Source organism: Halalkalicoccus sp. CGA53 (assembly GCF_036429475.1).
Lineage (GTDB): Archaea > Halobacteriota > Halobacteria > Halobacteriales > Halalkalicoccaceae > Natronorarus > Natronorarus salvus.
Map to the genome: position 1 here is coordinate 1,943,685 of NZ_CP144125.1, position 26,518 is coordinate 1,970,202.

The following is a 26,518-nucleotide window of genomic DNA, read 5'->3' on the forward strand; positions in this document are numbered from 1 at the left end:
ACGACCGGTCGATCACAACCCTTAACTAGCACACGGCGGTACGATCTGGTAGCGGGATGGGATAGCCAGGAGATTCCGCCGGGCTCATAACCCGGAGATCGGTAGTTCAAATCTACCTCCCGCTATGTTTTCGTCGAACTCGCGTCTCACGCGGCTACGCCTCGTTCGACGGTGAGTTCGACAGAACTCGCACGGAGTGCATTTGAACTAGACCACGAGCGACCGAAGGGAGCGAAGTGGGCGTAGTTCAAATCTACCTCCCGCTACTTTTCGAGGCGAATACGTCGACGAGCGGAACTGTGACCGTGAGCCCCGAGAAGAGGGGTGATGCTTACTCCGGCTCCATCCCCTTCTCCGAGAGCTCCTCGATCGCCCCCTCGGTCTTCTCGAGATCCGAGAGGTCCATCCCCGAGAGGACGTGCTCGGCCTTCGTGAACTGGATCTCCTCGTAGCCGACGATCTGGAGGCGGTTGCCCCACGGATCGCGGAAGTCGAATCCACTGGTGTCGAGGCGGTCGATCCCCAGCTCGTCCAGACGGGCCTCGACGAGCGTCGGGTCGTCCACCACGATCCCGACGTGTCGGTGTTCGTCGTGGTACTCCGCGTCCGTCTCCGAGAGCGCGAGGAACTGATCGCCCATGTCGAGAAAGGCGCTCGACTCGCCCCGTCCGCGAAGCTCGAACGCGAAGACGGACTCGTAGAACGCGAGCGCCTCGTCGATGTCGCCGACGTCGAGCGCGACGTGGTTCACGCCGATAAGTCGGGCACGGTCGTCGTCGGTCATCGATCTTCCCGTCTGCCTACGGTCGCTGTCTCCGATCTCGATCCTACCGATTCGGTCTGAAACACACGATCCGTTCGGGCGCCGGTGGCGTAACTGCTGGGGCGCCGGCAGAGCCACCGGTCGACCGGGGTGAAACGGCTACTCGAGACCCAGTTCCGAGAGCAGGGTCTCGGCCGCGGCCGCCGAGGACTCCGGCCCACGTGCGGTGATCAGGTCGCCGTCGACGGCGACGCTGGTGTCGGCGTCGAGTTCCGCGTCCCAATCCCCACCAGCGGCGGAGACCTCCTCCTCGACCCAGTAGGGGAGCTTTCGGCCGTCCGGTAGCACGTCGTTCTCGTCGACGATGTCTGCCTCCCAGGCGTCGGGGAACCCGGTGACAGACCGTCCGTCGACGATCCGCGAGCCATCGCTGCCCCACGTGAACCCGAGGATGCCGACGGCGTGACAGACGACGAGCGCCTTCCCGCCGCCCTCGACCGCCTCGCGCAGCGCCCTCCGTGCGTGGCGGTCCTGGTTGACGTCCCAGACGGTGCCGTGGCCGCCCGGGAGGACGACCGCGTCGAATCCGCTCGGATCGACCGCCGCGAGCGCCTCGGGGTCGTTCAGCCGTTCGTCGGAGTCGTGTATCTCCCGCACCTGCTCCGCGGTCTCCTCACCGACCGTCTCGGGATCGACCGAGCGCTCGTCGATCTCCGGCGGCGCTCCGCTCGGCGTCGCGACCGTGACCTCGACGCCCGCCTCGGTGAGCGCCGTGAGCGGTTCGGTACACTCCTCGCCCCAGTAGCCCTCCTCGCTGACAATGAACAGTGCGTCGGTCATCGAAGGCGGTACGGGCCGAGATCGCAAAAGCGGCCGCCCGGCACTCGGATCCCGACGGATCTCCGCAGGTTTTTACCGGTTCCTCGCTAGTCCGACACATGACCGATCAGCCGACGTCGGTTCTCGACCGGTTCAGACGGCCGGAGTACACGGGCGAGAACCGCTGTCTCCCCTGTACCGTGGTCAACGTCTCGATCGCCCTCGTCCTCGCGATCGCGATATCGGTCCTCGCCCCGCCGGTCGGCGCAGTAGTGCTCGTCGGCTCGCTCGTCGCGATCTACCTCCGAGGCTATCTGGTGCCCGGAACGCCGAGGCTCACCGAACGCTACCTCCCCGATCGGGTGCTCGCCCGCTTCGAAAAGGCGCCGAACCCGATCGAGGAACGACGCACCGAGACCGGAGCCGTCGAGGAGACGATCGACCGGATCGAAGCACGCCGCGAGAACGCCGTCGATCCCGAAAGCTTCCTCCTCGAGGTCGGCGCCGTCGAACCATGCGAGCACGAGGACGACCTCTGTCTCACGGATCGATTCCGCGACCGCCTGGACGAGGACGAACCGGCGAACCCGTTCGATCCCGGTCGTCTGGCGACCGTCTTCGACACCGAACCGGCGGCGATCGAGATGCTGGACCGGCCGTACCCGGCGATCAAGATCGACCGCAGGGTACGGAAGTGGCCCTCGGAGGCGGCGCTTCTGGGTGATCTCGCCGCCGACGGCGCGCTCAGAGGACTGTCCGACCGCTGGGTGGGCGTCCCCCTCGAACAGCGCCTCGGCATCCTCTCCTCGCTCCGCTCGTTCCGGGACAGCTGTCCCCGGTGTGGTGGTCCGATCGTCGTGAGCGACGGCACCGTCGAGTCCTGCTGTCGCTCCTACGAGGTGATCACGTTCGGCTGTGCCGAGTGTGAGGAGCCGCTGCTGGAGTTCAGCCCGGACGAACTCGGACTCGGCGAGAACCGGACCGGCATCACCCCCTGAGACGGACCGCTGTACCTGTGTACCGTTCGGACCGAGAGGCGGGTACCGGCCTGAGCGGGACGGACGGACAGCAGTCCGTATAACTCACTCGGGGACGAGCCGAACCGTCGTCTCGTCGTAGAGTCCCTTCCCCTCGGCGTCCGGAACGTTGAGAGCCGCCCCGATCGTGTACGTCCCCGGCCCGGCGCGCTCCCACTCCGTCTCCGAGACGCGAAAGAGCCCCTGCCAGCGCTTCGAGAAGCGTTTGTGCTCGCCGCGGTCGAAGCGGAACGCGCCGTTCGTCTCCGGTGGCCGGTGGACGGGGACGTGCGAGGCTTCGGGGTGGTCGTCGACCGTCCACGTCCAGAGGTGTGGGGAGTCGGTCCGGATCGAGACGGGGACCGGAAGCGCGTTCTTCATCGTGACGCGAAACGGCACCGCGGTCCCGACCGGGTACTCCTCCCTCGGCGTCGTGATCCGTACCGAGATCGCCCAGTTCCGCAGCCTGCGGGGGAGCAGGAGCCGGCTGAGCAGCGACGCGTTCACCCACCGGAACGCCTGCGGTCGCTCTCGACGCTCGTGCTCGTTCGGAGAGAAGGCGTCCTCGTCGTCGCGGTGGAGGGCCTCGGACTCGTAGATCCGACGCATCGAGAGGAGGGAGGGGCGGGCCGAACTAAAGGGTTCTGTGCCGTGGCTCAGTCGTCGGCGACGGCGTCGTCGGCCCCCTCGGACCAGGACGGACGCCGATCGGCGAACCGGTCGTCGTAGAGGTGACAGGAGACCTCGTGTGTGGGGCTGATCGTGAGCAGCTCCGGTCGCTCCTCCTCGCAGGGGGAGACGAACGCCGCTTCGAGACGCTCGCGTGCCCCCTCGACGTCCCCGCCGTGGAGGTCGTCGACGACCCCGGAGAGCACCTCCTCGACGCCCGGGTCGTCGATCCGCCCGGGGAGGTCGAACTCGGCTCGCAGGAGCTCGTCGATCGTCTCCCGCGGCGCGTCGGCGGGATCGGCCGTCTCCGCACCCTCCTCGACGCCGACGACCGAGCGGACCTCCTCCGCACCCCGCATTCGCTCTTTCAGGTTCAACAGCGACCGCCAGGTCGGCTGGGCGACGTCGACCTCCGCCGGCCTGATCACGCGGGGGCACCGGGTGTGGAACCGGCAGCCGGAGGGCGGGTCGATCGGCGAGGGGACCGTCCCGGAGAGGCGTATCTGATCGCCCTGCCAGAGCGGGTCCGGCTCGGGGATCGCCGAGAGCAGCGCCTCGGTGTAGGGGTGATACGGCGGCGAGAACACCTCCTCGGTCGTCCCGACCTCCGCGACCTCGCCGAGGTACATCACGGCGACGCGATCCGAGATGTGTTCGACGACCGAGAGGTCGTGGGCGATGAAGACGTACGAGAGCCCGAACTCCTCCTGGAGGTCCTCCAGCAGGTTGAGGATCTGTGCCTGCACCGAGACGTCGAGCGCGCTCACCGGCTCGTCGCAGATGATGACCTCCGGGTCGACCGCGAGCGCACGCGCGATGCCGATGCGCTGGCGCTGGCCGCCCGAGAACTCGTGTGGGTATCGCCGGACGTGACTCGAACTCAGCCCGACCGTCTCGAGCAGTTCGCCGATCCGCTCCTCGCGGCTCGCCCCCGAGGCGATCCCGTGGATGTCGAGCGGCTCGCCGATGATGTCGCCGACGGTCAGCCGCGGGTTCAGGCTCGAGAACGGGTCCTGGAAGATGTACTGGATGTCCTTTCTGAGCTCGCGCATCCGCGAGGTCGAGGCGTCGGTCAGGCTCTCGCCCCGGTAGCTGATCTCGCCCTCGGTCGGCTCGATCAGCCGGAGGAGAGTCCGTCCGAGCGTGGTCTTCCCACAGCCCGACTCGCCGACGACGCCGAGCGTCTCGCCCTCGTACAGTTCGAGGTCGACGCCGTCGACCGCCTTCACCGAACCACCCTGCCCGAGCAGGCTCTCTACGAACCCGCTCGAGGTGTCGTAGTACTTCTTCACCCGCTCGGCCGAGAGGATCGGCTCGTCCGATCGACTCACCATCTAGTTCCCCTCCGCCTGCGGCGTCTGTGGGCCCTCCGGCCCGTCCACCACGTCTATCTCGTAGGTGAGCCCCTCGCTGAGCGCGCCGGTGTACTCGAGACACGCCGCGGAGTGTTCGACCGATGGGCCGGCCGGCTCGCCGGTCTCCGGGTCGAGCAGCGGCGGCTCCTCCAGCGTGCAGGCCTCCTCTGCGAACGGACACCTTGGGTGGAAGCTACAGCCGGGGGGGAGTTCGACGAGGTCGGGCATCGTGCCGGGGATCGTCTGGAGGCGCTCTCTCGTGTCGCCCACCCTCGGGATCGACCCCATCAGCCCGACCGTGTAGGGGTGTTTCGGGTCGTAGTAGAGCTCCTCGACCGGCGCCTTCTCGACGGGTTTGCCGGCGTACATCACCATCACGCGGTCACAGACCTGCGCGATCACGCCCAGATCGTGGGTGATCAGCTGCACGGCGGTGTCGAACTCGTCGGCGAGTTCCTCGATCAGGTCGAGGATCTTCGCCTCGATCGTGACGTCGAGCGCCGTCGTCGGCTCGTCACAGATCAGGAGATCCGGATCGCACGAGAGCGCCATCGCGATCACCGCCCGCTGTTGCATCCCGCCGGAGAACTCGTGGGGGTAATCCGAGTAGCGGGCCTCGGCCTCGGGGATGCCGACGGTGTCGAGCAGGCCGATCGTCCGCTCTCTGGCCTCCTCGTCGCCGTAGCCGAGGTGGTGTCGGATCGCCTCGGCGATCTGTTCGCCGACGGTGTAGACCGGGTTCAGCGCGGTCTGTGCGTCCTGGAACACCATCGCCATCTCGTTGCCACGGATCGAGCGGACCTCCGCCTCGGTCATCTCGAGGACGTCCCGCCCCTTGAACCGGATCTCGCCCTCGACGATCCGGCCGGGGCTGTCGATCAGCCGCATCAACGAGAGCGCGGTGACGCTCTTTCCGGCGCCGGACTCGCCGACGACGCCGAACTTCTCGCCGCGCTCGATACGGTAGCTGAGGTCGTCGGCGGCGGTGACCACCCCGTCTTCGGTGTAGAACTCGACGGTGAGGTCCTCGACTTCGAGCAGCGCCATCAGGCACCACCGCCCTGCTTGCCGACGCCGGTCTCCTGTGCGTCGAGCGCGTCGTTGACGCCGTCACCGATCAGGTTCATCGCCATCACGAACAGGAAGATCGCCATGCCCGGGAACACCGTCGCCCACCACGGGATCCGGCCCTCGGGGCCCTGGATCAGCGTCTCGCGGGTTGCGTCGAGCATCGTCCCCCACTCGGCGGTGCCCGGCGGCATGCCGAGACCGAGGAAGCCGAGCGCCGCGACGCCGATGACGGTCGTGCCGATGCCGAGGGTGGCGAGCACCAGGAGCGGCGGCATCGCGTTCGGGATGATGTGTCTGAAGATCACCGACCGGTCCCGCGCGCCGAGGGCCTTCGCCGCCATCACGTACTCGTTCTCCTTGATCGAGAGCACCTCCCCTCGGACGAGACGGCCGTAGCCGGCCCAGCCGAACAGCGTGAACGCGAGCACGAGCTGCCAGTAGCCCCCGCCGAGCACCGCGACGATGATCAGCGCGAGGATCAGCCCCGGGAACGCGAAGATGGTGTCGACGATCCGCATCATGATCTCGTCGACCCAGCCGCCGTAGTAGCCCGAGACGGCGCCGTAGACCGCGCCGACGGTCGCGTTGATCGCGATCACGATGAAGCCGATCGAGATGCTGAAGCGGCCGCCGTAGAGCACCCGCGAGAACAGGTCCCGACCCGAGTTGTCGGTGCCCATCGGGTAGTCCGTAGAGGGCGGGTCGTAGATGCCCGCCGACGGGTCCGTCCCCAGGTAGAGGATCGTCGTCGGGTCGTGCGGGGCGAGCGAGAACGGCTGGATCGGGACGCCGCCGACGACGATCGGGCGCGCGAAGAACGCCGCCAGCGACATGAGCACCACGACCGCCACCCCGAGCAGCGCCGACCGGTTCCGTCTGAACCGGCGGAACCCGCGTCGCCACCTGCTCTCGGTTCTCGTCTCCGATTCCCCCGTCCAGTCCGAAAGCGGATCGCGTCGCTCGACGCGTTCGGCGTCGAAGCCCCTGATCCGGATTCGGCCTCGTTCTGTCGACATTAGTGACACCTAGTCATATCGAATCCGCGGATCGAGCACCGCGTACAGTATGTCCGCCAGCAGGTTCGCGAGGATGATGAACACACCGGTAAACAGCGTGATCGCCATGATCATGTTCACCTCGCGGCCGTTGATCGCGTTGATGAACTCCCGACCGAGCCCCGGCCAGTTGAACACCACCTCGACGACGACCGACCCCGAGACGATGGAGGCGGTCAGCGCCGCCGCGAGCGTCACCACCGAGATCAGCGAGTTCCGGAGCACGTGTTTGAGTATCACCTGCCGCTCGGGCAGTCCCTTCGCCCGCGCGGCCGTGACGTAATCCTTGTTCATCTCCTCGCCCATCGATGTCCGCATCACCCGCATGATCCCCGCCGCCGCGGCAGTCCCGATCGTCAGCCCCGGTAGTATCAGGTACCAGAGCATGTTCGGGTGGTAAAGCGGCAGCCGCGAGGGCGCGAGCACCGGCCAGAGGCCGAGCCAGAGCGACCCGATCAGGATCAGCATCAGCCCGAGCCAGAAGTTCGGGATCGAGATGCCCGACAGCGCGAGAAACCGGCTGACGTCGTCGCCGAGTTCGTCCTTGTGCACGGCCGCGTAGATCCCGGCCGGGATCGCGATGGCGAGGCCGAACGCCCAGCCGAAGACCCCGAGCGCGATCGTCGCCGGCAGCCGCGCGAGGACGATGCCCGAGACGTCGCGGTTGGTGCTGATGACCTCGCCGAAGTCACCGGTCAGTACGTTCGCCATCCACGTGAGATACTGCTCCCAGACCGGCCCGTCGAGCCCGTAGCGAGCCCGGAGCTGTGCCTCCTCGTTGGGGCCGACGTCGGGGTTCAACGCGACCATCTGACTGATCGGGTCCCCCGGGGTCAGATGCACGAGACCGAACGTGATCAGCGAGACGCCGAACAGGATCGGGATGATCGACAGGATTCGATTCAGTATGAAACGTCGTAAGCTCATGATCGTTCGATGAAAATCCGTGCTCGCTACGGACGCAAATCGTTTCGGGTTGCGAGCGGGCCGGGCCGACTACTCGTCGTCTTCGTCGTCCTGGTCGTCCAGCCAGATGACCTGCTCCTCCTGGGGAGCGTGTAGCGCGAAGCTGTACATGCTCTCCGGGAACGGGTGGGTGCTGAAGTTCTGGACGCGGTTGTGCATGATCGCGTCCGTGAGTCCGAAGTGCGTGATCGAGCTGTACCGGCGCTCGGCGAGCAGGTCCCAGATCTCGTCGTAGCGCTCCCCGCGAAGCTCCTGGTCGTCGACGACGTCGACGTCGAAGCGGGCGGCGTCGACCATCTCGTCGAACTCCTCGTCGCTGATGCCGGTCAGGTTACAGCACTGGCCGATGTTGGCGGTGTTGTGCAGCGCGTCACAGAAGCTCTCGGGGTTGAACGTCCCGGAGAGGCCGATACACGGGATGATCTCCTCCTGGGGGTACTCGGGGTCGAGCACCCGCGCGATGTAGGAGTTCCACTCGTAGGTCTCGACGCTCGTCTCGAAGTAGCCCGACTCCTCCATCGACGCGGCGATCAGCTCGACGAGCTGGACGCGGTCGTCGTTGTCGGCGTTGGTCTCGAGCTGGACCTCGAGCGGGAACTCGACGCCGTCGTTCTCGACCTCCTCGATCAGTTCGGCCGCTCGCTCGGGGTCGAACTCGTTCTGCGGCCGGATCCGCTCTTCGAGCGCCTCGGCGTCGGCCGTCCCGCTCTCCTCGGCGAGCTCGGGGATGTCCGTCCAGGCGGGCCGGCCCCAGCCGTTCAGGACGTTGTCGACGATCTGCTGTCGGGGGACGAGGTGGTTGACCGCCTGGCGCAGGCGCTCGTCGTCCCACGGCTCGATGTTGACCGGGTACTGGATGTAGGTGTAGCCGCCGGTCTCCGTCGTCTCGACGACGAAATCCTCGGCAGCGTCGAAGTCGTCGAGCGTCGCGGTCGCCAGCCCCGAGGTGACGTCGATCTCGTCGTTCTGGAGCGCGCCCGCGCGGGTCGCGTCGTCGGGAACGATCTCGAGTTCGATCTCGTCGATCACGGGGCCGTCGGGGAACTCGTCGCCTCCCTCGAACCAGTCGAGCGAGTCGACGCCCATCTCCTCGAGCCAGTAGCCGTCGAACTTCTCGTACTCGGCGTACTGCTCGTCCTCAAACTCGACGAGCTCGTAGGGGCCGGTCCCGATCGGGGTGTTGCCCTGTCGAGGGTCGACCTCGCCGCCGGGGAGCTCGGCCTGCTCCAGCGAGTGAATGTAGAAGCCGGGGAGCTGGCCCTCGCCCTCCGCGTCGGGAACCTGCGCGTAGATCGAGACGGTGTACTCGTCCTCTTCCTCGACGTAGAGCACGGAGTCGAACGTCTGGGCGGAGACGTCGGAGTTCTCGTAGCGGGCGGCGGTCGCCACGACGTGCTCTGCGGTGAGCTCCTCGCCGTTGTGGAACTCGACGCCCTCTCTGAGCTCGTAGCGGTACTGCATCCCGAAGACGCCGTCGGCGACCGCGTCGGCGGCCTCCTCGGTCGTGAGGATGCGAACCTCGTCGTCCTCGAGCGGGTTGTCCTCGGGGTGCTGGACGATCACCTGCGCGTCGGTGTCGAGGATGCCCTCCTCGTCGGCGCCGACGGAGATCATGTACTCCTCGTAGGCCGTCCGGTCGATGTCGTTCGTCTCGACCAGCTCGTAGCTCTCGGCGAGCCACGGGTAGTAGTTGCCCTGCGTGTCCGAGGTCACGAGCCCCTCGAAGACGAAGAACTGTGCCGAGGAGGAGGTCGTGTCGGTGCTGTACGGTGGGTCAAAGGAGTCGATGTTCGCGCCCTCCGCGATCCGGAGCGTGCCGCCTTCCTGGATCCCACTGAGGTCCGCTGGCTCGTCGTCATCGTCGTCGTCGCCGTCGGTGTCGACGTCGTCGCCGGCGTCGTCGCCGGCGTCGTCGCCGGGATCGTCGTCGCCGTTGCCACCGATACAGCCGGTGACTCCGACTACCCCGGCGGCACCCATCCCCTGGAGGAGGCGTCGCCGATTGATACGTCGAGCGGGAGTGTTGTCATCTTCCGCCATGCTAAATTTGTCTAAACCCCAAAGGTATATGTGTGTCGATTTTCCTCAACACGTATTGTCACAGTCACAAAGAACGAATTTCAGAAAACGGTTGTACACTATCTACCGGTTTTCTTCTACGAACCCGGACCCTCACGGATTATCAGGCGGAACAAACGGTATGGTACTGGATGTCAGTGCGTGGACGGAACGTGCTCCATAAACCTACACTAAATCTGATGTTTCCTCCAACCTCGTCACTCGAACCGACCCGCTCTGGACGCGGTCGTGTCGCAACTCACTCGTCGACGACGACGACCACGCCGTCGCGAACGTCGACCGTGATGAGCGTCTTCACCGACCGACCCGACTCCCGGAGTTTCTCGCCGCCATCGACCTTCTCAATCACGGCGACGACGTCGACGACCTCCGCCCCGATGTCGGTGAGCGCGTCGGTGATCGCACGGAGGGTCCCTCCCGTGCTGAGCACGTCGTCGAGTACGAGCACGCGGTCGCCGGCCTCCACGTCGTTGATGTACATCTGGTTCTCGTCGTAGCCGGTCTCCTGGAAGAGCGCGACCTCGCCCTCGAGCCCGTACTGGCGCTTTCTGATCACGACCAGCGGGATGTCGGTCATCAGTGAGACCGCCGTCGAGATGTGGATGCCCATCGCCGCGGGGGTGACGATCTTGTCGACGTCCTCCAGCCTCGCCTCGCGGATGATCTTGATCACGATCTCTCGCATCAGCGAGGGTTCGAGCATCGGCACGCCGTCGCTGATCGGGTGGACGAAGTACTGGTAGCCCTCTTTCTCGATGATCGGCGCCTCCTCAAGCGATCGGGCGAGCTTATCCATGCCGTGGGTTCGTGGCCCCCGAGTAAAAGCTGGCGAAACTCACAGGACGAGCCAGAGGATCACGGTGAGCACGACCGTGATCATGAGTACCGTGGTCCCGATCGACGCCCGCAGCCGAAGCGTCGAGGGTTTCGTCTCGCTCACCTCGGACCCACCGTCCGGCCGGCGTTCTGCGGCCCCGCCGTCGGTGGGCGTGAGCCCGTCGGTGTCGACGAGCCAGTTCGGAAGCCGACGCCCGACCCGTCTGACCGCGAGGACGGGATTGTTCCCGATCCAGTAGCAGGTCGTCACGAGCGAGACGGCGAGCGCGTCAACCGCTGCGTAGAGATCGGTGACGGCGAGCATCGTCCCCCGACCGAGGGTGTACGTCGCGGGGTTGAGGACGACCTCCACGTCGGGGATGTCGCCGAGTCCCGACAGCGGCTGTCTGACGAGCGCGAAGCCGACGACCGAGACGACCAGCAGCGTCAGCGCGTCGGTGAGGTGGCCGATGCTGTAGGGGGCGACCTGGCCCTCGCCGATCACCTCGGGGCCGAACGGGAGCAGGTCGACCAGGCCCTGCCACCAGACGCCAAAGACGATACAGGCGGCGGCGACGGCGAGCATCGCGACGGACTGACCGGGTCTCGCGTCCGGGACCGAGATCGAGCTCTCGCCGTGGAGGAAGGTGTAGTAGCCGAGCTTGATGAACGAGAGGAACGTGCCGATCGCCCCGATCATCAGCAGCCAGAACAGCGCGAGGTACTCCGAGGAGCCGTAGTAGTGGGGGTTCGCCGCGTCGAAGACCATCCCTTTGCTGATGAAGCCGTTGAACCCCGGGAGGGCGACGATCGAGAACGCCCCGATCGCGTAGGCAGTAGCCGTGATCGGCATCTCGCGCCAGAGCCCGCCGAGCTCGTAGAGGTCGTTCTCGCCGGTCCGGTAGATGACGACCCCGATCGCCATGAACAGCAGGCTCTTGTAGAGCACGTTGTTGAAGAGGTGGCCCATCGCACCCGAGACGGCGATCGCCGTCCCGATCCCGATCCCGGCGACCATGTAGCCCAGCTGGGCCTGGATGTGATAGGAGAGCAGCGCCCGCATGTCGTGCTGGAGCAGCGCGAAGACGACGCCGTAGACCGCCATCAGCCCGCCCATGTAGGCCAGGAAGAGGTTTCCCTCGGGGAACGCCCTGTAGAGGACGTAGGCGCTGGTCTTGGTGGTGTAGGCCGCGAGGAAAACCGAGGCGGTGAAATGCGGCCGCGGGTAGGTGTCGGGCAGCCAGGTGTGCAGCCCGATGAACGCGACGTTGACGCCGATGCCGAGGGCGGCGAGCAGTGCCGGGATCCCGGGGGCGATGCCCGCCGCGCCCTCGCCGTAGGCGAACGCGCCGACGTCGGCGAAGTGCCAGACGACGGCGAACAGCACGAGGCTCCCACCGATCCCGTGAGCGATCGCGTACCGGTAGCCGGCGCGGACCGCGTCGCCGCCGTAGTGCCAGACGAGGAGGGTGGAGGTGACCGCCATGACCTCCCAGTAGAAGACCAGCACCAGCCAGTCGCCCGCGAAGGCCGCCCCGAGCGAGGAGGCGACGTATGCGAGCGCGAACGCCGCCATCGTCCTCGACGCCTCGCTGGAGTAGGCGAAGAGGACGGCGCCCGCGCCCAGGAACCCCATGACGAAGCCCATCATCGCGGTGAACTCGTCGACGAGGTACGGATTGGCCTCGAAGCCGAGGAACGTCGTCCCGAGGTACGACCCCTCGGGGACGGTGAGCGACAGCGCGGCGACGGCGACGAGCGAGAGCGTCCCGAGGCCGAAGCCGATCGTCCGGGGGAGGACGAGCACGAGCAGCGCCGCCGCGAGGACGAGAAACGGCGGGTAGGCGAGCGCGAGCGTCTCGCTCATAGCACAGCCTCCCCGATGACCCTCTCGACGATGTAGACGGCCAGATCGAGGAACACCGCGAGGTCGGGGACGATTCCCAGGAGGACCGCCCCGGTGACGATCACAGCGATCGGCATGAGCATGAGCCAGGTGCTCTCCTCGCGGATCGGGGTGCGCTCCCAGCCGCCCGGCGGCGCGCCGCCGTGGTGGTCGCCGTGGTCGTCGTGGTCCTCCGTACTGTGATCGCTCGGGTTCACGTCGACCGCGTAGGCGGGGTCGTCGTCAGCGTGGCCGCTGCCACGAGCGTGGGCGCCGCCACGAGCCTGGCCGCCGTGGTCCGGGTGCCCGCCGTCGGTCACCGCGTGCGCGTGCTCACCGTGATCGTCACCATCGTCGAAGTAGGACTCACGCTTCCCGCCCATCGGGTACTCGAGGAGCGGTTTCGCGTCGTGGCGCTCTTCGCTCTCGAAGAAGGCGGTGTAGACGACCGGCCAGAGGTAGGCGATGTTCAGTATACCTGAAACGATCAGCGCGAGCGCGAAGATCGAGAGCCCGGCCTCGAGCCCGCCGATCAGGAGGTAGAACTTGCTGACGAAGCCCGCTAGTAAGGGTATGCCTGCCATGCTCGCCGCGCCGAGGGCGAACGCGCCCATGGTGAGCGGCATCCGTTTGCCGATGCCGGCCATCTCGCTGACGTAGTCGGTGTGGGTCTCGACGTGGACCGCCCCCGCACAGAAGAAGAGCGTGAGCTTCCCGAAGGCGTGGGCGGGGATGTGGAGCAGTGCGCCGACGAGCGCGATCGGGTGCAGCATCGACAGCCCGAGGACGATGTAGGAGAGCTGTGCGGTCGTCGAGAACGCGAGCCGACGTTTCAGGTGGTCCTTCCGGAGCGCGATGATACTCGCGGCGACGAGCGTGAACGCCGCGAGCGCCGCGAGCGGGAGGTTCACCCCGAGGTCGCCGGTGAGCTCCGGTCCGAAGGTGTCGAGGATGAGGCGGGCGACGCCGAACGCACCCGATTTCACGACCGCGACCGCGTGGAGCAGCCCGGAGACCGGCGTCGGAGCGACCATCGCGTCGGCGAGCCAGGAGTGAAGCGGCATCACGGCCGCTTTCACGCCGAAGCCCGCCGCGAGCAGGAAGAACGCGATCGAGGCGGCGATCGGATCGGTCGCCGCGGCCTCCGCCAGCGCGGTCATCCCCCCGGTCTCGAAGGCGACGGTCGCCTCGCCCACCCCGGCGGTGAGCCAGTAGACCAGCACCGTGCCGGCGAGCAAGAAGACCCCGCCGCCGAAGAACGTGTAGAAGAGGTACTTCCGCCCCGCGATTCGCGCCTCGTCGTCCTCGTTGTGCGCGACCAGCGGGTAGGTGACGAGCGAGAGCAGCTCGTAGAAGAGGAAGATCGTCACCAGATTACCGGCGAACGCGATGCCCAACGCGGTCGAGAGGCTGGCGGCGAAGGAGGCGAAAAATCGGGTCTGGGCGTGTTCGTTCAACCCGCGCATGTAGCCCGTCGCGTAGAACGAGGTGAAGATCCAGAGGAAGCTCGCGAGCAGCGCGAACAGCATCCCCAGGGGATCCGCGCGCAACGAGAAGTCGATCCCGGCGACGAACTCGGTGCCGGTCGCCTCGGCGAAACTCCACTCGTAGACGGTGCCGTCCATCACGCCGGGGAGCATCGAGGCGACGATACCAAACTTCGCGAGCGCGGCGAGCACCGACCAGCCCTCGCGGACGTTCGGGTAGCGGTACGAGGCGACGATCAGGACGACCGCGAGCGCGGAGACGAGCACCGCGGCGAGCGGTCTGATATCGGTGACGAGTTCACTCATGAGAAGACCTCCGAGACGAAGGGGTCGAACAGTTCGTGGAACGTCGCCCCCGCGAAGCCGAGGGCGACGGCGAGGACGGCGGCTCCGACGGCGAGACCGATCATGCCCCTGGAGACGGGGTCGGCCTCCTCGAGCGTCCCGACGAGGACGCCCTCACCGCCGTCGGCCGCGACGCCGTTTGCGGAGGGGCCGCTCGCACCATCCGGCACGCCCGTGGTGGGCGTGAAGAACATCTTCTCGAGCAGACGGGCGACGTAGCCGAGCGTGAGCATCGTCGAGAGGAAGATCACCGCGGCGACCGACCAGAGTTCGGCCTCGATCGAGCCGACCGCGATGTACCACTTGCCGATGAAGCCGACGGACGGCGGGATGCCGATCAGCGCGATGCCGAGTACCGCCATCGAACCCGCCGCGACCGGCCGGCGCGCGAACAGGCCCGCATACTCGTCGACTTTCCGGGCGCCGTAGCCGGCAGCGATCACGCCTGCACAGACGAACAGCCCGGCTTTCATGACGCCGTGTCCGACCAGATGGACGAGCGCGCCGACGAGCGCCGTCTCCGTGAGCAGGCCGTAGGCGGCGACGATCAGGCCGAACTGCGAGACCGACGAGAACGCGAGCATCCGCTTTACGTCGACCTGGATCACGGCGAGGGCGCTACCGGCGATCACGCTCACGGAGCCGACCGTGACGATGACCTCCTGGAGGTAGGGGGTGGCGTGGACGAACTCAACGGTGTAGACGCCGAATATGACGCGCGCGAGCGCGTACGCGGAAACCGTCGAGACGAGCGCCGCGATCATCGGCGTCACGCCGTCGGGGGCGTGCTGGTAGGCGTCGGGCTGCCAGGTGTGAAGCGGCCACTGGGCGACCTTGATCGCGAAGCCGACGAACATGAAGACGAAGCCCATTCGCACCAGGGGATCGTCGTAGCCCGCCTCCGGGATCGCGCTCGCGAGGTCGATCATGTTCAACGTCCCCGTCGCGAGGAAGACGAAGCCGACGCCGACGAGGTAGAGCGACGCCCCCACGGTCCCGATGATCAGGTACTTGAGCGCGGCGACGGCCGCCTCCGGGCCGTCTGCCTTCGCGATCAGCGCGTAGGTCGCGATGCCGGTGATCTCGAGGAAGACGAAGAGGTTGAAGACGTCGCCGGTGAGCGCGATGCCCATCAGGCCCCCCACCAGGAGGAGATAGCCGCTGTAGAACGTGTTCCCGCGCGGGCCGCCGTGGCGGGTGTAGGCGAGGGTCGCCAACGAGATTCCCGCGACGAGCAGGACGATGATCGTCGAGAGCTCGTCGGCGACGAGTTCGATCCCGACCGGGCGCTCGAAGCCGCCGAGCGGGTGGATCACCCAGACGCGCTCGCCGACGCCGTAGACGGCGTTCGCGACCGGGAGCGAGAGCGCGAAGACGGCCCCGCAGACGGCCGTCGCGACCGTCCAGCCGACGTCGTCGTACCGGAGGCCGAGCGCGAGCGGGAACGTCGCCCCGAGGATCGGGAGGATCACGAGCAGCGCCGGGACGAGGTCGAGGCTACTCATCGACGCGCACCTCCCGAAGGGTCCCCTCGTTCATCGTACCGTACTCGGTGTAGATCCGGACGATCAGCGCGAGCGCGACCGCCGTGAGGCTGATCCCGACGACGATGGCGGTGAGGACGATCACGTGGGGGAGGGGACTCGCGACGGCGAGTTCGCCCGGCGTCGAGTCCTGTGGAACGACCGGCGAGACCCCGCCCTCGACGTAGGCAGCGGCGACGAAGAAGAGGAAGACGGCGGTCTGAAAGAGGTTCATCCCGATCACCTTCTTCACGAGGTTCGGGCTCGCGATCATCATGTAGAGCCCCACCGAGAGCAGGACGAACACCGTCGCGTAGGCGTAGCGGGTGAGGAAGGTCTCGACGAGCGCGGGTGCGAGGGTGGCGTCGGCGACGGTCGGGAGGACCGAGGCGAACCCGAGGGCGGCCTCCGGGGCGATCGCGTCGATCACGCCCCGTCACCCCCGCGGTCGAGGCCGGCCGCGGTGACGAAGAAGAGGCCGATGAAGACCCCGGCGACGATCAGCGCGATGCCGCCGACCTCGATCGCCTCCATCCCCCACTTCGTCCCGTCGGGGATTCCGACCACCGTCTCGAACAGCCGGTACTCGAGGAACGCGCCGCCGAGTGCCATCGTGACGATGCCGACGCCGAGGAAGATCACGACGCCGCCGGCGACCAGCCCGGTGACGACGGAGTTCCGGAGCCACTCGCGGGTCGGCTCGATGCCGAAGGCGAACGCGAGCATCAGAACTGTCACGCCGATGATCGCCCCGCCCTGGAAGCTCCCGCCGGGGGTGTCCGCGCCGTGGAGCGAGAGGAACAGCCCGTAGGTGAGCACGAACGGCGCGACGAGCTTCACCGCCGTCAGAATCACCTGGCTCTCGACGTAGGTGTCGTCGTAGCCGTCGCCGCGGCTCATCGAGCGGTCGGCCCGGGCCATCAGGCGAACGCCTCCCGGTTGAGCACCAGCAGCGTGGCGATCCCGGCGGCGAAGACGACGACCGCCTCGCCGAAGGTGTCGAAGCCGCGGTAGGCCGCGAGCACCGCCGTCACGGCGTTCTGGACGCCGGTGTCCGCCCACGTGTTCTGGATGTAGTACTGGGTGACCTCGGGGTTCGACCAGACCGGGGCTGCCGGGTCGCCCACGGCGGGGACCTCGGGGATCGTCGAGAGCAACACCAGCGCGAGCGCCCCGACGGCGATCAGCCCGGGAAGGTGGATCTCCTCGAAGAGGTCGTCGCTCGCGGGCCGACTCGTCTTCGCGATGGTGAGAAGGAGCAGTATCGAGGTGACCCCGGCCCCGATCGCCGCCTCGGTCATCGCGACGTCGGGTGCTAAGAGGAACGTGTAGAGGATCGCCATTCCCAGGCTGTAGGCGGCGAATACGATGATCGCCGAGAGTACGTCCCGAAAGAGCGCGGTGGCGACGGCGGTGATGACGACGAAGACCACGAGCGTGCCTTCGAGCGGGGTCACCGCTTCTCACCCCCGTCGGTTCGCGACTCGCCCTCGGGAGTCCACGGTTCGATCCCCGACTCCGAGGCGGCCCGGGCGATGGCGTGAGCCGCGGTCGGGTTCGTGATGAAGACGAAAAAGAGCAACAGCACGGTGTAGACCGTCGCGTGCTGCCAGCCCAGCGCGAGGGCGACCGCGGCGAGCGCGAGGCCCGCGCCGAGGGTGTCGGTCTGGGAGGCGGTGTGCGCGCGGGCGTAGACGTCGGGCAGGCGCAGGACGCCCACGGCGGAGACGAACGTGAAGAACAGCCCCCCGACGAGGAGGATGATGATCGCCCAGAACCGGAGCGTCTCGATCACAGCACACCCCCCCGCTCGACGGTGAACTTCGAGATGGCGACGGCCATCAGGAAGTTGAGCAGCGCGTAGATCAGCGCGACGTCGAGGAACCACGGCTGGTCGAGACCCGCGGCGAGCAGCGCGAGGATCACCACCGTGTTCGTCCCGAGGACGTTCACCGCGAGCACGCGGTCCTGGACCGTCGGCCCGGCGACCGCCCGGTAGAACATCGCGATGGCGAGGACGACGAACAGCGCGGCGGCGAACAGGAAGATCTCCGAGACGACCATCAGCGATCGTCCCCCTGGAGGATCTCCGTGTCACCGCGCTCTCTCGGCGTGGCGATGGTCGCGGCCTCGCGACCGTAGAAGACGAACCGGACCGCGCGTTCGAGCCCACCGTCGAAGAGGTCCTCTCGCGCCTCTGCGATCAGCGTGTGGACGACGAGTCGCTGGTCGTTCGCTCTCACCGTCAGGGTGCCCGGCGTGAGCGTGATGCTGTTCGCGAGCGTCATCAGCGGGAGGCCGCTCCGCACCGCGGCGTTGACCCGCGTGAGCTTCGGGTCGATCGGCATCGACGGCCGGAGGATCACGAGCGAAATCGCCAGGTTCGCCTTCACGATCTCGAACAGCAGGTACGGGACGTAGACCATCCCCCGGAGCACGCGGGCCGGCGTTCGCGTCGGGTGCAGCGGCGTCGAGAACGTGACCTGCGAGAGGGTGACGGCGACGATCGTCGCGCTCGCCGCGCCGGTGATCAGGTCGAAGGGGTAGGTCGGATCGCCCAGGATCAGGTAGAAGAGATAGGAGACGGCGAAGAGGCCGACGAACCGGCTCCGGCCGCCCGGACCGAGAAACCGTGCGTGACGGGCCGAGCGCTCGACGGGTGCCTCGGACCACTCGACGCCGGCAGCCGTGAGCTGGCCTTCGAGCGGCTGGAGCATCGGCGCGGTCGCGCCGGGGCGGTACTCCGGGTCGAGGATCACCCGGTCGATCCCACGCTCCTCGACGTAGGCCTCGATCGCCTCCGCGTAGTCGCGGGGGCCGAAGAGGTACTCGTCGGCTCCGAGCAGGGCGGTCTCGACCGTGAGCGTGTCGTCGGAGGCCTCGGCAGCCCAGGCCTCCGCCCGAGCTAGTAGGCGCCGGGCCTCCTCGGCGGAGGCCGTCCCCTCGGGGACGTCGGCCTCGTAGGCGAGCGCGAACGCCAGGTGGAGTTCGCCGCCGGTCTCGAGACAGGCGGAGACGGCGTGATCGACGGTCTGCCGGGCCGTCACCGAGTTCGATATCGGAACGAGGAGTCGTTCGTGGCCCGACCCCTCGCTCCCGTCACGGTCGCTCATTACCCGTGACAAGCAAGACTCCTCGCAAAACGATTTCGTTCTTCGGCTGTCAGGGTCGCTAGGCGAGTTCTCCGGCGAGTTTCGCCGCGACCGCCTCGCCCACCGCCCACTTCGTACCCTCGCACTCGGTCGCGTCGTCCCCGGTCACGAGCAGGACCCGCGAGTCCTCGGCGCCCATCACGCTCGCGTCGTTCGCGACGACAAAGGCGAGTTCCACCCGGGTGAGCGTCTCGCGAGCGGTCGCGATCAGGTCGTCGTCGTCGCCGCCGGTCTCGGCCTTGAAGCCGACGATCGGCAGGTCCGGGTGGCGCTCTCGCACCGCGTCGATCAGTTTCGGGGTGGGCGAGAGGTCGAGCGAGAGCCCCTCCTGTCCGGACCGGATCTTCTCCGTGGCTGTCTCGACCGCGTAGTCGCCGACCGCCGCGACCGAGAGCAGCGCGTCGGCCCCATCGACCGCCGAGAGCGTCGCCTCGCGCATCTCTTCCTCGGACTCGACCTCCTGGACCTCGGCGAACGCCGGTCTCGGGAACTCGGCACCGAGGGGGTGCGGCCCGACCGGGCCGTGGACGAGCGTCACGTCCGCGCCCACGACGTAGCAGGCCCGGGCGACCTGCCTCCCCGTCCGCCCGGACGACCGATTCGTGAGCACCCGCACCGGGTCTATCGGTTCGACCGTCGCCCCGCTCGTGATCACGACCTCCCTCCCGGCGAGCGGTCGGTCGCCCACTGCCCGCGCCACGTCGAGACAGATCGCGTCCTCGCTCGCCACCTTCGCCTTCCCCTCCTCGATCCTCGGGTCGACGAACGAGACGCCCCAGGACTCGACCCGGGCGATGGCGTCGAGAACCCCGGGGTGGTCGTACATCGGCTCGTGCATCGCGGGGGCGATCACGACCGGGAGTCCGGAGCCGAGCGCCGTCGTCGCGGTGGTCGTCACGGGCGTGTCGTCGATCGCGCTCGCGATCTTCCCGACCGTGTTCGCCGTGGCAGGCGCGATCAGGAGGACGTCCGCCCAGCCGTCGTAGCCACAGAGCTCGACGTGTTCGACGCTCCCGGTTATCTCGGTCGTCACCGGGTGCCCGGTCGCGAACTCGACAGCCCACGGGTGGACGATCCCCCGGGCACTGTGGCTCATCACGGCCCGCACCGACGCGCCGCGTCGGCGGAGTTCGTGTGCGAGTTCGACCACCTTCACCGCGGCGATCGACCCCGTGACGCCGAGTGCGACGTTGGCTCCCGAGAGCATGTCTCGGCATTTTCTCTATGGGGGATTAAACGTGCCTACCGCGTCGTCCCCTCTCGCCGACCCGCTCCGGTAGAGAATACTGTCGTCCGTCCAGGGACTAAACTTCTAACCGTAGATTAAGGTCAAGTAATGAGTCACCATGATTGATACAACTCCCCTGCGAACCGGGATGGGGCCCGGGCGAAGTGGGAGACGAGGCTACCATGAGTGACAACCACGTCAACAGACGGACGGTACTCGGTGCGGTTGGAACGACGGTCGTCGGCGGGATGCTCGCGACGGGCAGCGCCGCGGCCGAAGGACACGCGGAGACGTTCTCCGCGGAGCTGACGGGCGCGGCGGAGGTCCCGCCGGTCGAGACGAACGCGAGCGGACGGGCCACGTTCGAGGTGGCAGAAGACGGCTCGGCGGTCCACTTCCAGGTGTACATCGACTGTATCCAGAACGTGACACAGGGCCATATCCATCTGGGTGCCGAGGGGGAGAACGGGCCGGTGGTCGTGTGGCTCTACCCGCAGGACACCCGCGAGCCGACGTTGCTCGAGGGCGTCCGACGCGACTTCGTCCTCGCGGAGGGCACCCTCACCGAGGAGGACCTGGTCGGCGACTTCGAGGGCGAGTCCCTCGGATCGCTCGCGGAGGCGATGCGCGAGGAGGACGTCTACGTCAACATCCACTCCGAGCAGAACCCCGCGGGCGAGATCCGGGGACAGATCGTCCCCGACGAGGAGGCCGAGGTGACAGAGGTCGAGGAGCCGGAAGAGCTGCCGGAGGAAGAAGATCCGGACGAAGAGGAAGAACCAGAGGAAGAGCCGGATGAGGGGCCGATCAGCACCGCCGACGAAGCACAGGGCTCGATCGCGGTAACGGAGCGGAACGTCAACGTGGGTCAGTTCAACCCAGACGAGGAGTACATCACCTTCCAAAACACGGGCGACCGCCCGATCGACATGACTGGCTGGTACCTCCGAGATCGGTTCGACTCCGGTGTAGTCGACAGCCGTGGCGATCCCCGATTCCAGTTCCCCAGGTTCGTTCTGGAGCCCGGTGCGGAAGTGAGCGTCTATAGCGGGGTCGGGAACGACGACGACGAGAACCTCTACTGGGGACTGACAGGGCAGAACGTCTGGCTGGTGCAGGGAGACGTGATCATTCTCAAGGACGCGAACCTGGACATCGTCCTTGAAGACGAGTACGGCAACCCGCCGAACTCCATTCGGTTCGTCTTCTCCGTGCTCCGGTCGCTCTTCGCGTAGATTCCCTCGGTGTTGTTCTTTCGGAACGCCGAATCGATGCTCCGATTCCAGAAGAGCACCCCAACTCGGGCGTACAGCGCTGCTTATCGATGTGGAGACTGCACGCAGAAGCCGTTTCCTTCGGGATCGCGCATGACGGTCCAGGTCTCGGTATAGGGGCCGGTGGTCTCCGTTTTCGTCTCGACGACCGTCGCTCCCAACTCGGTCAGCCGCTCGATCTCGGCGTCAGGATCCTCGGTGTCGAGGTCGAGGTGGATCGGAATGTGTTCGGGGGACGACCGTGGCATCTTCTTGAAAAACAGGCGGGGTCCACGGCCCGCTGGATCGACGGCCGCAGCGGCTGCGTTGAGATCACCGCCTTCGGCTTCTATGGCCTCACGGAGTTCTGGCGGGGCCTCCTGTAGCTCGTAGTCGACTGCTCCCGCCCAGAACTCGGCGAGGGTCTCGGGGTCGTCACACGCGAACGTTATGTTGCCGATCGACGCCATGACAGTGTGTCATCATATACCACCAAATCTGTTACTGCCACCTCGTCACCTCGGTTTCCCAGGACGAACACCGGTCGGAACCTGCATATTCCATCCGTGCTCTATTCTCGGACCCTATTCGGTACGTCCTCCGAACGACCTCCGTACCCGATAGAACGGCCACCGTTCTATTCGCAGCGGTTGTGAGCACCTGGTTCACCAGCCGATGGGTGAAACCAACCCAACCGTTGCGCATTGAGGACGGGGCGGAGGCGCTGGACGCAGTCACCGGAGAGAGGCGCTCGCTTCCCGACCACGACGGGACTGTTTCGGAGACGAGTCCGGGGAGCCAACGGACGGACGGCGACGGAATGACATTCGTACACCGACGGTACGTTCCGTTTCTGATGGATGGATAAATCGTAAATCGAGCGACCGGGCCACCGCCACGCAACACGCCAATCCCTCGCCACAGGCCGTTTGACCCCGATATTCCGGAGAGCAGGCGAAAAAGTATTTCTCATTGTCGATCGTGTAGATTTGCTATGGCTTACATCGAGACGGCCGACGGCGTTCCGCTGTACTACGACGAACGCGGCGAGGGCGAGACGGTCGTGCTGGTCCACGGCTGGAGCTGCGACTCGGAGTTCTGGTGGCAGAAGAATGCCGACGCGCTCGCGGCCGACCACCACCTCGTCACCTACGACCTCCGGGGCCACGGCCTCTCCGGGAAGACCGACGACGGTCACAGCATGTCCGGCTACGCGGCGGACCTCGAGTTCCTGATGGAGGAACTCGACCTCTCGGACGTGACGCTCGTCGGCTGGTCGATGGGCGTCCCGGTCATCCTGACCTACCTGGAGGAGGTCGGCGACGAGCGGGTGCTGGCGCTCGGGCTGATCGACCAGACCCCGAAGTTCTTCACCGACGACGAGTGGGAGTTCGGGCTCATGGGCGAGTTCTCCGAGGAGGGGATGGAGGGACTCGCCGACGGGATCGAGGCCGACCGAGCCGAGACGGCCAAGCCGGTCATCCAGGCGTTCTTCGGCGAGCCGCGCTCGGACGAGGAGCTCGCGGAGATGTACGCCCGGACGACGCTGACCCCGAGTTCCGTCGCGGCGTCGCTGCTCAGAGACTTCTTTCCCATGGACTTCAGGGAGCAGCTCGCCGAACTCGCGCTCCCGACGCTGCTCTGTTACGGCGAGCAGAGCGTGGTCTTCCCCGGCCCACTCGGCGAGTGGATGCACGAGCAGATCCCAGACTCCGAACTCGTGCTCTTCGACGAGAGCGGTCACAGCCCGTTCTGGGAGGAGCCCGAGAAGTTCAACGAGAGCCTGAGCGGGTTCGTGAGAGGGGTCGCGGAACGCGAAGCGGTGAATGCGGACTGAGGCGGTGAAGACGGACCGAGATGGCGATCCCCGTCCGAGCCGAGCGGACGGTCCCGGCCGTCGTGTGAGACCGGCCCGTCCCCGTTCGTGGTTCGCTGTCTGTAGGCGGGTTTCCCCGGGATAACGAGTCGTTACTCCGAACCGACGCACGGTCGAGGAGGCTGTCGTGGTGGAAAGCCGATCGTTCGGCCGGCGACGGAGATCCGCTCGCCGGTTCCGTCGCTACCGGCGGCCGCGTTCGAGGATCGCACCGTCCTCGCCGACGGCCACGTCGAGCGCCGTACCCGCGATGACGACGTCCTGCAGGTCGGCCGCCGTCGGCGTCCCGTCCTCGTCCCAGCCGTAGAGCGTCCACGAGACCGTCGTCCCACTGCCTCCGGCCGCGACGCCCCGGTCGCGCCCGCGGTCGATCCCCGAGAGCGCCTCCTCGCCGGCGTCGAGCTTCGTCCAGACGGCGCCGTTGAACCGGAAGACCGAGCCGTCGCCGCCCGCGGCGGTCACGTCGTCGCTCTCCTCGGCTGCGACGTCGTTCATCGCGACGGAGCCGCCGGAGACGCCGATCGTCTCCCAGTTCTCGCCGGCGTCGTCGCTGCGGAACACCTCCGAGTTCGTGTCCGAGGCGTAGACGGTGTCGCTCCCCGGGAGGAACGACGCGCCGGCGATGCTGGAACCCCCGCCGGGTTCGACGACCTGGCCCCACTCGACATCGTCACCGGTGTACTCGCCGGGCAGCGCCTCGCCGGAGCCGTTGAGCAGGACGATCCGTTCCTCGCCGGCATCGCCGCCGACAGCGACGGCCCCCCAGGTGCTCGTCTTCTCCTCCACGTCGCCGTCGCTCCCCTCGACCTCCGGTGCGGTGTAGTCGGCGAGTTCGTCCTCTCCGACGTCGTAGCGGCCGATCGCACCGCTCCCGCCGGCCACCCAGACCGCGTCGCCATCCTCCGTGGCGGCCGCGTCGTTGAGCGGGTTCGACCCCCCCGACGGGCCGTCCTCCCTGACGACGAACCAGTCGCCGTCCTCGCGTCGGAGGATCCGACCCTCCTCGCCGGCGGCGACCGGGACGGCTCCCGCAGCCACGCCGTAGAGAGCGCTCTGAACCGGTGAATCGACCTCGTTCCACGTGCGATCGGCGAGCCGCAGCGGCGAGACGTCGAACAGTTCGAAGTCGTCGTCGCCGAACTCGGCGTTCGTCTGCGGAAGCGGCCCGCCGGTCACGTCGAAGTCGACGATCCGACCGGCGAGGTCGAAGACGTGTTCGTCGCCGTTTCCGAGCGTGCCCGTCACGGTGCATTCGTCGACGGTCGCGTCGTCCTCGCCCGTTTCGACCTCGACCTCACAGCCCTCGACGAGCTCGAGTTCGTAGTCGACCGACGCCGGGACGTCCTTCGTGAGCCGGAGTCGCTGGGGCAGGGCGGTGTAGTCCCCGCGCTCGACGGCCGTCCCGCCGGTCCCGACGGCCGCGTCCGGGAACTCCCCTACCGTGTCGAGATCGACACCGAACAGGTCGCCCTCACTCGGCTGGTCGATCCGCTCCCAGTCCGCTTCATCGTCGGAAACCGTTCGTTCGTACATGTAGCCGCTCGCGCCGACCGCGAGGCCGTCCTCGCCGTCCCTGGAGACTGCGAACACCGTCTCGCTGCCGACGTCGTAGTCCCGCCAGACGGTTCCGTCGTACTCGTAGACGAAACCGTTGCTCGCTACGACGGAAACGTCGTCCTGGTCGACGACCGCGAGGTCCTGCAGTTCCTCCTCCGCCGACTGGACGCCGACCCCCTCCCACGACGCCCCGCCGTCGGTCGTCTCGTAGACGGCACCCTCGGAGTCACAGACGAACCCCTCATCGCGCGAAAGGAACGAGACGCCGTTGATCGTCGTCCCGGCACCGGGTTCGACGACCGTACCCCAGTCCACGCCGCCGTCCTCCGTCACGTCACCGGGGAGCACCTCACCGGAGCCGTTCGCGAGCACGACGCGCTCTTCGCCCGCGGGCCCGGCCGCCGCCAGTGCGGTCCACGTACTCGTCTTCTCGCCCTCCTCGTCCTCCGGACTCGGCCCGGAGTAGTCGGTCACCTCGTTCCGGAGGGTGTCGTACCGCCCGACGACGCCGCTGCCACCACAGAACCAGACGTGCCGGCCGTCGTCGGTGGCGGCGACGTCGTTCAGTTCGTTCGCGTCGGTCGTCGGCCCCGTCTCGAGGACCGCCTCCCAGCCGGTGGTCCGTCGGACGAGGACCAGACCCCCTTCGCCGACGGCGTACGGCCCCTCGCGAGTCCCGACCACCCCGGAGAGGGTCGCATCGGTGGGGGTCGGCACGTCCGCCCAGTCGGCGCCCGTGGCGACCGCCTGCCCCGCCAGCGTCGTACTTGCCGCCGCGATGCCGGTGAGCTTGATGAACGTCCGTCGGTCGGTATTCATCGTTCGCCGGCGATGAGGACCGCCACCACCGGAAAAGTGCGTCCTGCACGTGAAGGCGATGCGAGACGTTCCCGTACGGCACGGCCAGCCGAGACGACTACCGGTCCTCCCGAGTCTACCGGATCGGCCGTAGCGGCCCCACGTCTCCGATTTCCTCGACCGAGGGGGAGGGGACCACGTTCGCGAGGTGGTACGTCGTCACGGGTGAGGTGTTCCGGAGGGCCGTACGGGTTCGCGTTCGTCTGCCGGGCGAGGCTATACCCGTCCGCCCGGGCTACGTGGGGACATGGGAGACGACGATCTCGAACTCGACGAGGACATCGGCGAGGCGACCATCGTGTACGAACACCCCGAGGAGGGCACCGTCGAACAGGAGGTCCCGAACGAGCACATCGCGTACTTTCAGGACCACTGGCTGATCAAGACGGGCGAGGACGAGGACGGTCGCGACCTCGTCCGACGGATCCCCGCACAGCGGGTCCACTACGTCGAGCGGACCGTCGAGCGGTTCGAGGAGGAGGTGAAGACCCTGCGGGACCAGGTCCAGTCGTTCGCCAAGGACATCCGGACGAAGCTCCCGGTCGGCGGCGCACGCGGTGGTCAGGGCGGGGCGGACGACGGGTCGGTCCACCGGATCGACGTGGAGTTCGACGACGACGAGGACCACCCGAGAGAGCCCTGAACGGGCCGAGGAGTCCCGTAGGGTCGTACGGACTGCTGTCCCTGTGGTCCGCTCGCTCGGAGAGGCTGGTACCGGAACGGACGGAGGGCAGTCAGTATCAGG

At 67.3% G+C, this 26,518-nt stretch carries 25 protein-coding genes and 1 tRNA gene; 5 read left to right on the top strand and 21 right to left on the bottom strand.

The features are described from left to right. Window positions 1-50 precede the first annotated feature (50 nt). Window positions 51-125: transfer RNA gene (locus V2L32_RS11605), tRNA-Met, on the top strand. A 206-nt stretch (window positions 126-331) separates the two neighbouring features. Here V2L32_RS11605 and V2L32_RS11610 read toward each other — a convergent pair. Then, window positions 332-784, bottom strand: coding sequence for a VOC family protein (locus V2L32_RS11610; protein WP_331232549.1), 453 nt, complete (start codon window positions 782-784; stop codon window positions 332-334). Window positions 785-922: 138 nt separating this feature from the next. Then, entirely contained in the window at window positions 923-1,603 is a 681-nt protein-coding gene (locus V2L32_RS11615) for a type 1 glutamine amidotransferase domain-containing protein (protein WP_331232551.1), read from the bottom strand. Between the two features lie 98 nt (window positions 1,604-1,701). On the opposite strand from V2L32_RS11615, the gene V2L32_RS11620 reads away from it, so the two are divergent. Then, a complete protein-coding gene (locus V2L32_RS11620; protein ID WP_331232553.1) occupies window positions 1,702-2,580 on the top strand; it encodes a hypothetical protein in 879 nt (292 codons plus the stop codon). A gap of 84 nt (window positions 2,581-2,664) precedes the next feature. Here V2L32_RS11620 and V2L32_RS11625 read toward each other — a convergent pair whose 3' ends face one another. The 17 genes from V2L32_RS11625 to coaBC form a co-directional block, all read right to left on the bottom strand. Beyond that, window positions 2,665-3,207: a hypothetical protein gene (locus tag V2L32_RS11625; RefSeq protein ID WP_331232555.1), complete on the bottom strand. Its 543-nt coding sequence runs from the start codon at window positions 3,205-3,207 to the stop codon at window positions 2,665-2,667. 47 nt (window positions 3,208-3,254) lie between these two features. Continuing rightward, entirely contained in the window at window positions 3,255-4,601 is a 1,347-nt protein-coding gene (locus V2L32_RS11630; protein ID WP_331232556.1) for an ABC transporter ATP-binding protein, read from the bottom strand. Next, window positions 4,602-5,669, bottom strand: coding sequence for an ABC transporter ATP-binding protein (locus V2L32_RS11635; protein WP_331232557.1), 1,068 nt, complete (start codon window positions 5,667-5,669; stop codon window positions 4,602-4,604). Next, window positions 5,669-6,709, bottom strand: coding sequence for an ABC transporter permease (locus V2L32_RS11640; RefSeq protein ID WP_331232558.1), 1,041 nt, complete (start codon window positions 6,707-6,709; stop codon window positions 5,669-5,671). Before V2L32_RS11640 ends, V2L32_RS11635 begins: the two co-directional genes overlap by 1 nt. Before the next feature lie 9 nt (window positions 6,710-6,718). After that, on the bottom strand, window positions 6,719-7,675 hold the full coding sequence (locus V2L32_RS11645) for an ABC transporter permease (protein WP_331232559.1): 957 nt from the start codon (window positions 7,673-7,675) through the stop codon (window positions 6,719-6,721). Between the two features lie 69 nt (window positions 7,676-7,744). Then, window positions 7,745-9,754 (bottom strand): ABC transporter substrate-binding protein, encoded by a 2,010-nt coding sequence (locus tag V2L32_RS11650; RefSeq protein ID WP_331232560.1) that lies wholly within the window; start codon window positions 9,752-9,754, stop codon window positions 7,745-7,747. 277 nt (window positions 9,755-10,031) lie between these two features. After that, complete coding sequence (gene hpt, locus V2L32_RS11655) at window positions 10,032-10,589, bottom strand: hypoxanthine/guanine phosphoribosyltransferase (RefSeq protein ID WP_331232561.1); 558 nt, start codon at window positions 10,587-10,589, stop codon at window positions 10,032-10,034. Window positions 10,590-10,628: 39 nt separating this feature from the next. Beyond that, complete coding sequence (locus V2L32_RS11660) at window positions 10,629-12,476, bottom strand: Na(+)/H(+) antiporter subunit D (protein ID WP_331232563.1); 1,848 nt, start codon at window positions 12,474-12,476, stop codon at window positions 10,629-10,631. Beyond that, window positions 12,473-14,287 (bottom strand): proton-conducting transporter transmembrane domain-containing protein, encoded by a 1,815-nt coding sequence (locus tag V2L32_RS11665; protein ID WP_331232564.1) that lies wholly within the window; start codon window positions 14,285-14,287, stop codon window positions 12,473-12,475. The genes V2L32_RS11660 and V2L32_RS11665 overlap by 4 nt, the downstream gene beginning before the upstream one ends. Beyond that, entirely contained in the window at window positions 14,284-15,831 is a 1,548-nt protein-coding gene (locus V2L32_RS11670; RefSeq protein WP_331232566.1) for a monovalent cation/H+ antiporter subunit D family protein, read from the bottom strand. Before V2L32_RS11670 ends, V2L32_RS11665 begins: the two co-directional genes overlap by 4 nt. Beyond that, on the bottom strand, window positions 15,824-16,279 hold the full coding sequence (locus V2L32_RS11675; RefSeq protein ID WP_331232567.1) for a cation:proton antiporter subunit C: 456 nt from the start codon (window positions 16,277-16,279) through the stop codon (window positions 15,824-15,826). The genes V2L32_RS11670 and V2L32_RS11675 overlap by 8 nt, the downstream gene beginning before the upstream one ends. Then, complete coding sequence (locus V2L32_RS11680) at window positions 16,276-16,749, bottom strand: MnhB domain-containing protein (RefSeq protein WP_409348440.1); 474 nt, start codon at window positions 16,747-16,749, stop codon at window positions 16,276-16,278. Before V2L32_RS11680 ends, V2L32_RS11675 begins: the two co-directional genes overlap by 4 nt. Before the next feature lie 20 nt (window positions 16,750-16,769). Further along, a complete protein-coding gene (locus tag V2L32_RS11685; protein ID WP_331232569.1) occupies window positions 16,770-17,306 on the bottom strand; it encodes a DUF4040 domain-containing protein in 537 nt (178 codons plus the stop codon). Beyond that, window positions 17,303-17,644, bottom strand: a complete 342-nt coding sequence (gene mnhG, locus V2L32_RS11690) for a monovalent cation/H(+) antiporter subunit G (RefSeq protein ID WP_331232570.1) — start codon at window positions 17,642-17,644, stop codon at window positions 17,303-17,305. Before mnhG ends, V2L32_RS11685 begins: the two co-directional genes overlap by 4 nt. Then, a complete protein-coding gene (locus V2L32_RS11695) occupies window positions 17,641-17,913 on the bottom strand; it encodes a cation:proton antiporter (RefSeq protein ID WP_331232571.1) in 273 nt (90 codons plus the stop codon). The genes mnhG and V2L32_RS11695 overlap by 4 nt, the downstream gene beginning before the upstream one ends. After that, window positions 17,913-18,962 carry a monovalent cation/H+ antiporter subunit E gene (locus V2L32_RS11700; RefSeq protein WP_331232572.1) on the bottom strand — a complete coding sequence of 350 codons (1,050 nt, stop codon included), beginning with the start codon at window positions 18,960-18,962 and terminating at the stop codon, window positions 17,913-17,915. Before V2L32_RS11700 ends, V2L32_RS11695 begins: the two co-directional genes overlap by 1 nt. A gap of 58 nt (window positions 18,963-19,020) precedes the next feature. Continuing rightward, entirely contained in the window at window positions 19,021-20,208 is a 1,188-nt protein-coding gene (coaBC, locus tag V2L32_RS11705) for a bifunctional phosphopantothenoylcysteine decarboxylase/phosphopantothenate--cysteine ligase CoaBC (protein ID WP_331232573.1), read from the bottom strand. Between the two features lie 203 nt (window positions 20,209-20,411). Here coaBC and V2L32_RS11710 point away from each other — a divergent pair, with 203 nt between their 5' ends. Beyond that, window positions 20,412-21,464 (top strand): CHRD domain-containing protein, encoded by a 1,053-nt coding sequence (locus V2L32_RS11710; protein WP_331232574.1) that lies wholly within the window; start codon window positions 20,412-20,414, stop codon window positions 21,462-21,464. Window positions 21,465-21,547: 83 nt separating this feature from the next. Here V2L32_RS11710 and V2L32_RS11715 read toward each other — a convergent pair whose 3' ends face one another. Then, the gene (locus tag V2L32_RS11715) at window positions 21,548-21,952 is read right to left on the bottom strand and encodes a VOC family protein (protein WP_331232575.1); all 405 of its coding nucleotides are present in this window, start codon (window positions 21,950-21,952) and stop codon (window positions 21,548-21,550) included. Between the two features lie 524 nt (window positions 21,953-22,476). Between V2L32_RS11715 and V2L32_RS11720 the strand changes: the two genes are divergently transcribed. Further along, window positions 22,477-23,319 carry an alpha/beta fold hydrolase gene (locus V2L32_RS11720; protein WP_331232576.1) on the top strand — a complete coding sequence of 281 codons (843 nt, stop codon included), beginning with the start codon at window positions 22,477-22,479 and terminating at the stop codon, window positions 23,317-23,319. Window positions 23,320-23,541: 222 nt separating this feature from the next. Here the strand turns inward: V2L32_RS11720 and V2L32_RS11725 are convergent, their stop codons facing one another. Beyond that, entirely contained in the window at window positions 23,542-25,734 is a 2,193-nt protein-coding gene (locus V2L32_RS11725) for a WD40/YVTN/BNR-like repeat-containing protein (protein ID WP_331232577.1), read from the bottom strand. A gap of 286 nt (window positions 25,735-26,020) precedes the next feature. On the opposite strand from V2L32_RS11725, the gene V2L32_RS11730 reads away from it, so the two are divergent. Then, the gene (locus V2L32_RS11730) at window positions 26,021-26,416 is read left to right on the top strand and encodes a hypothetical protein (protein WP_331232579.1); all 396 of its coding nucleotides are present in this window, start codon (window positions 26,021-26,023) and stop codon (window positions 26,414-26,416) included. Window positions 26,417-26,518 lie beyond the last annotated feature (102 nt).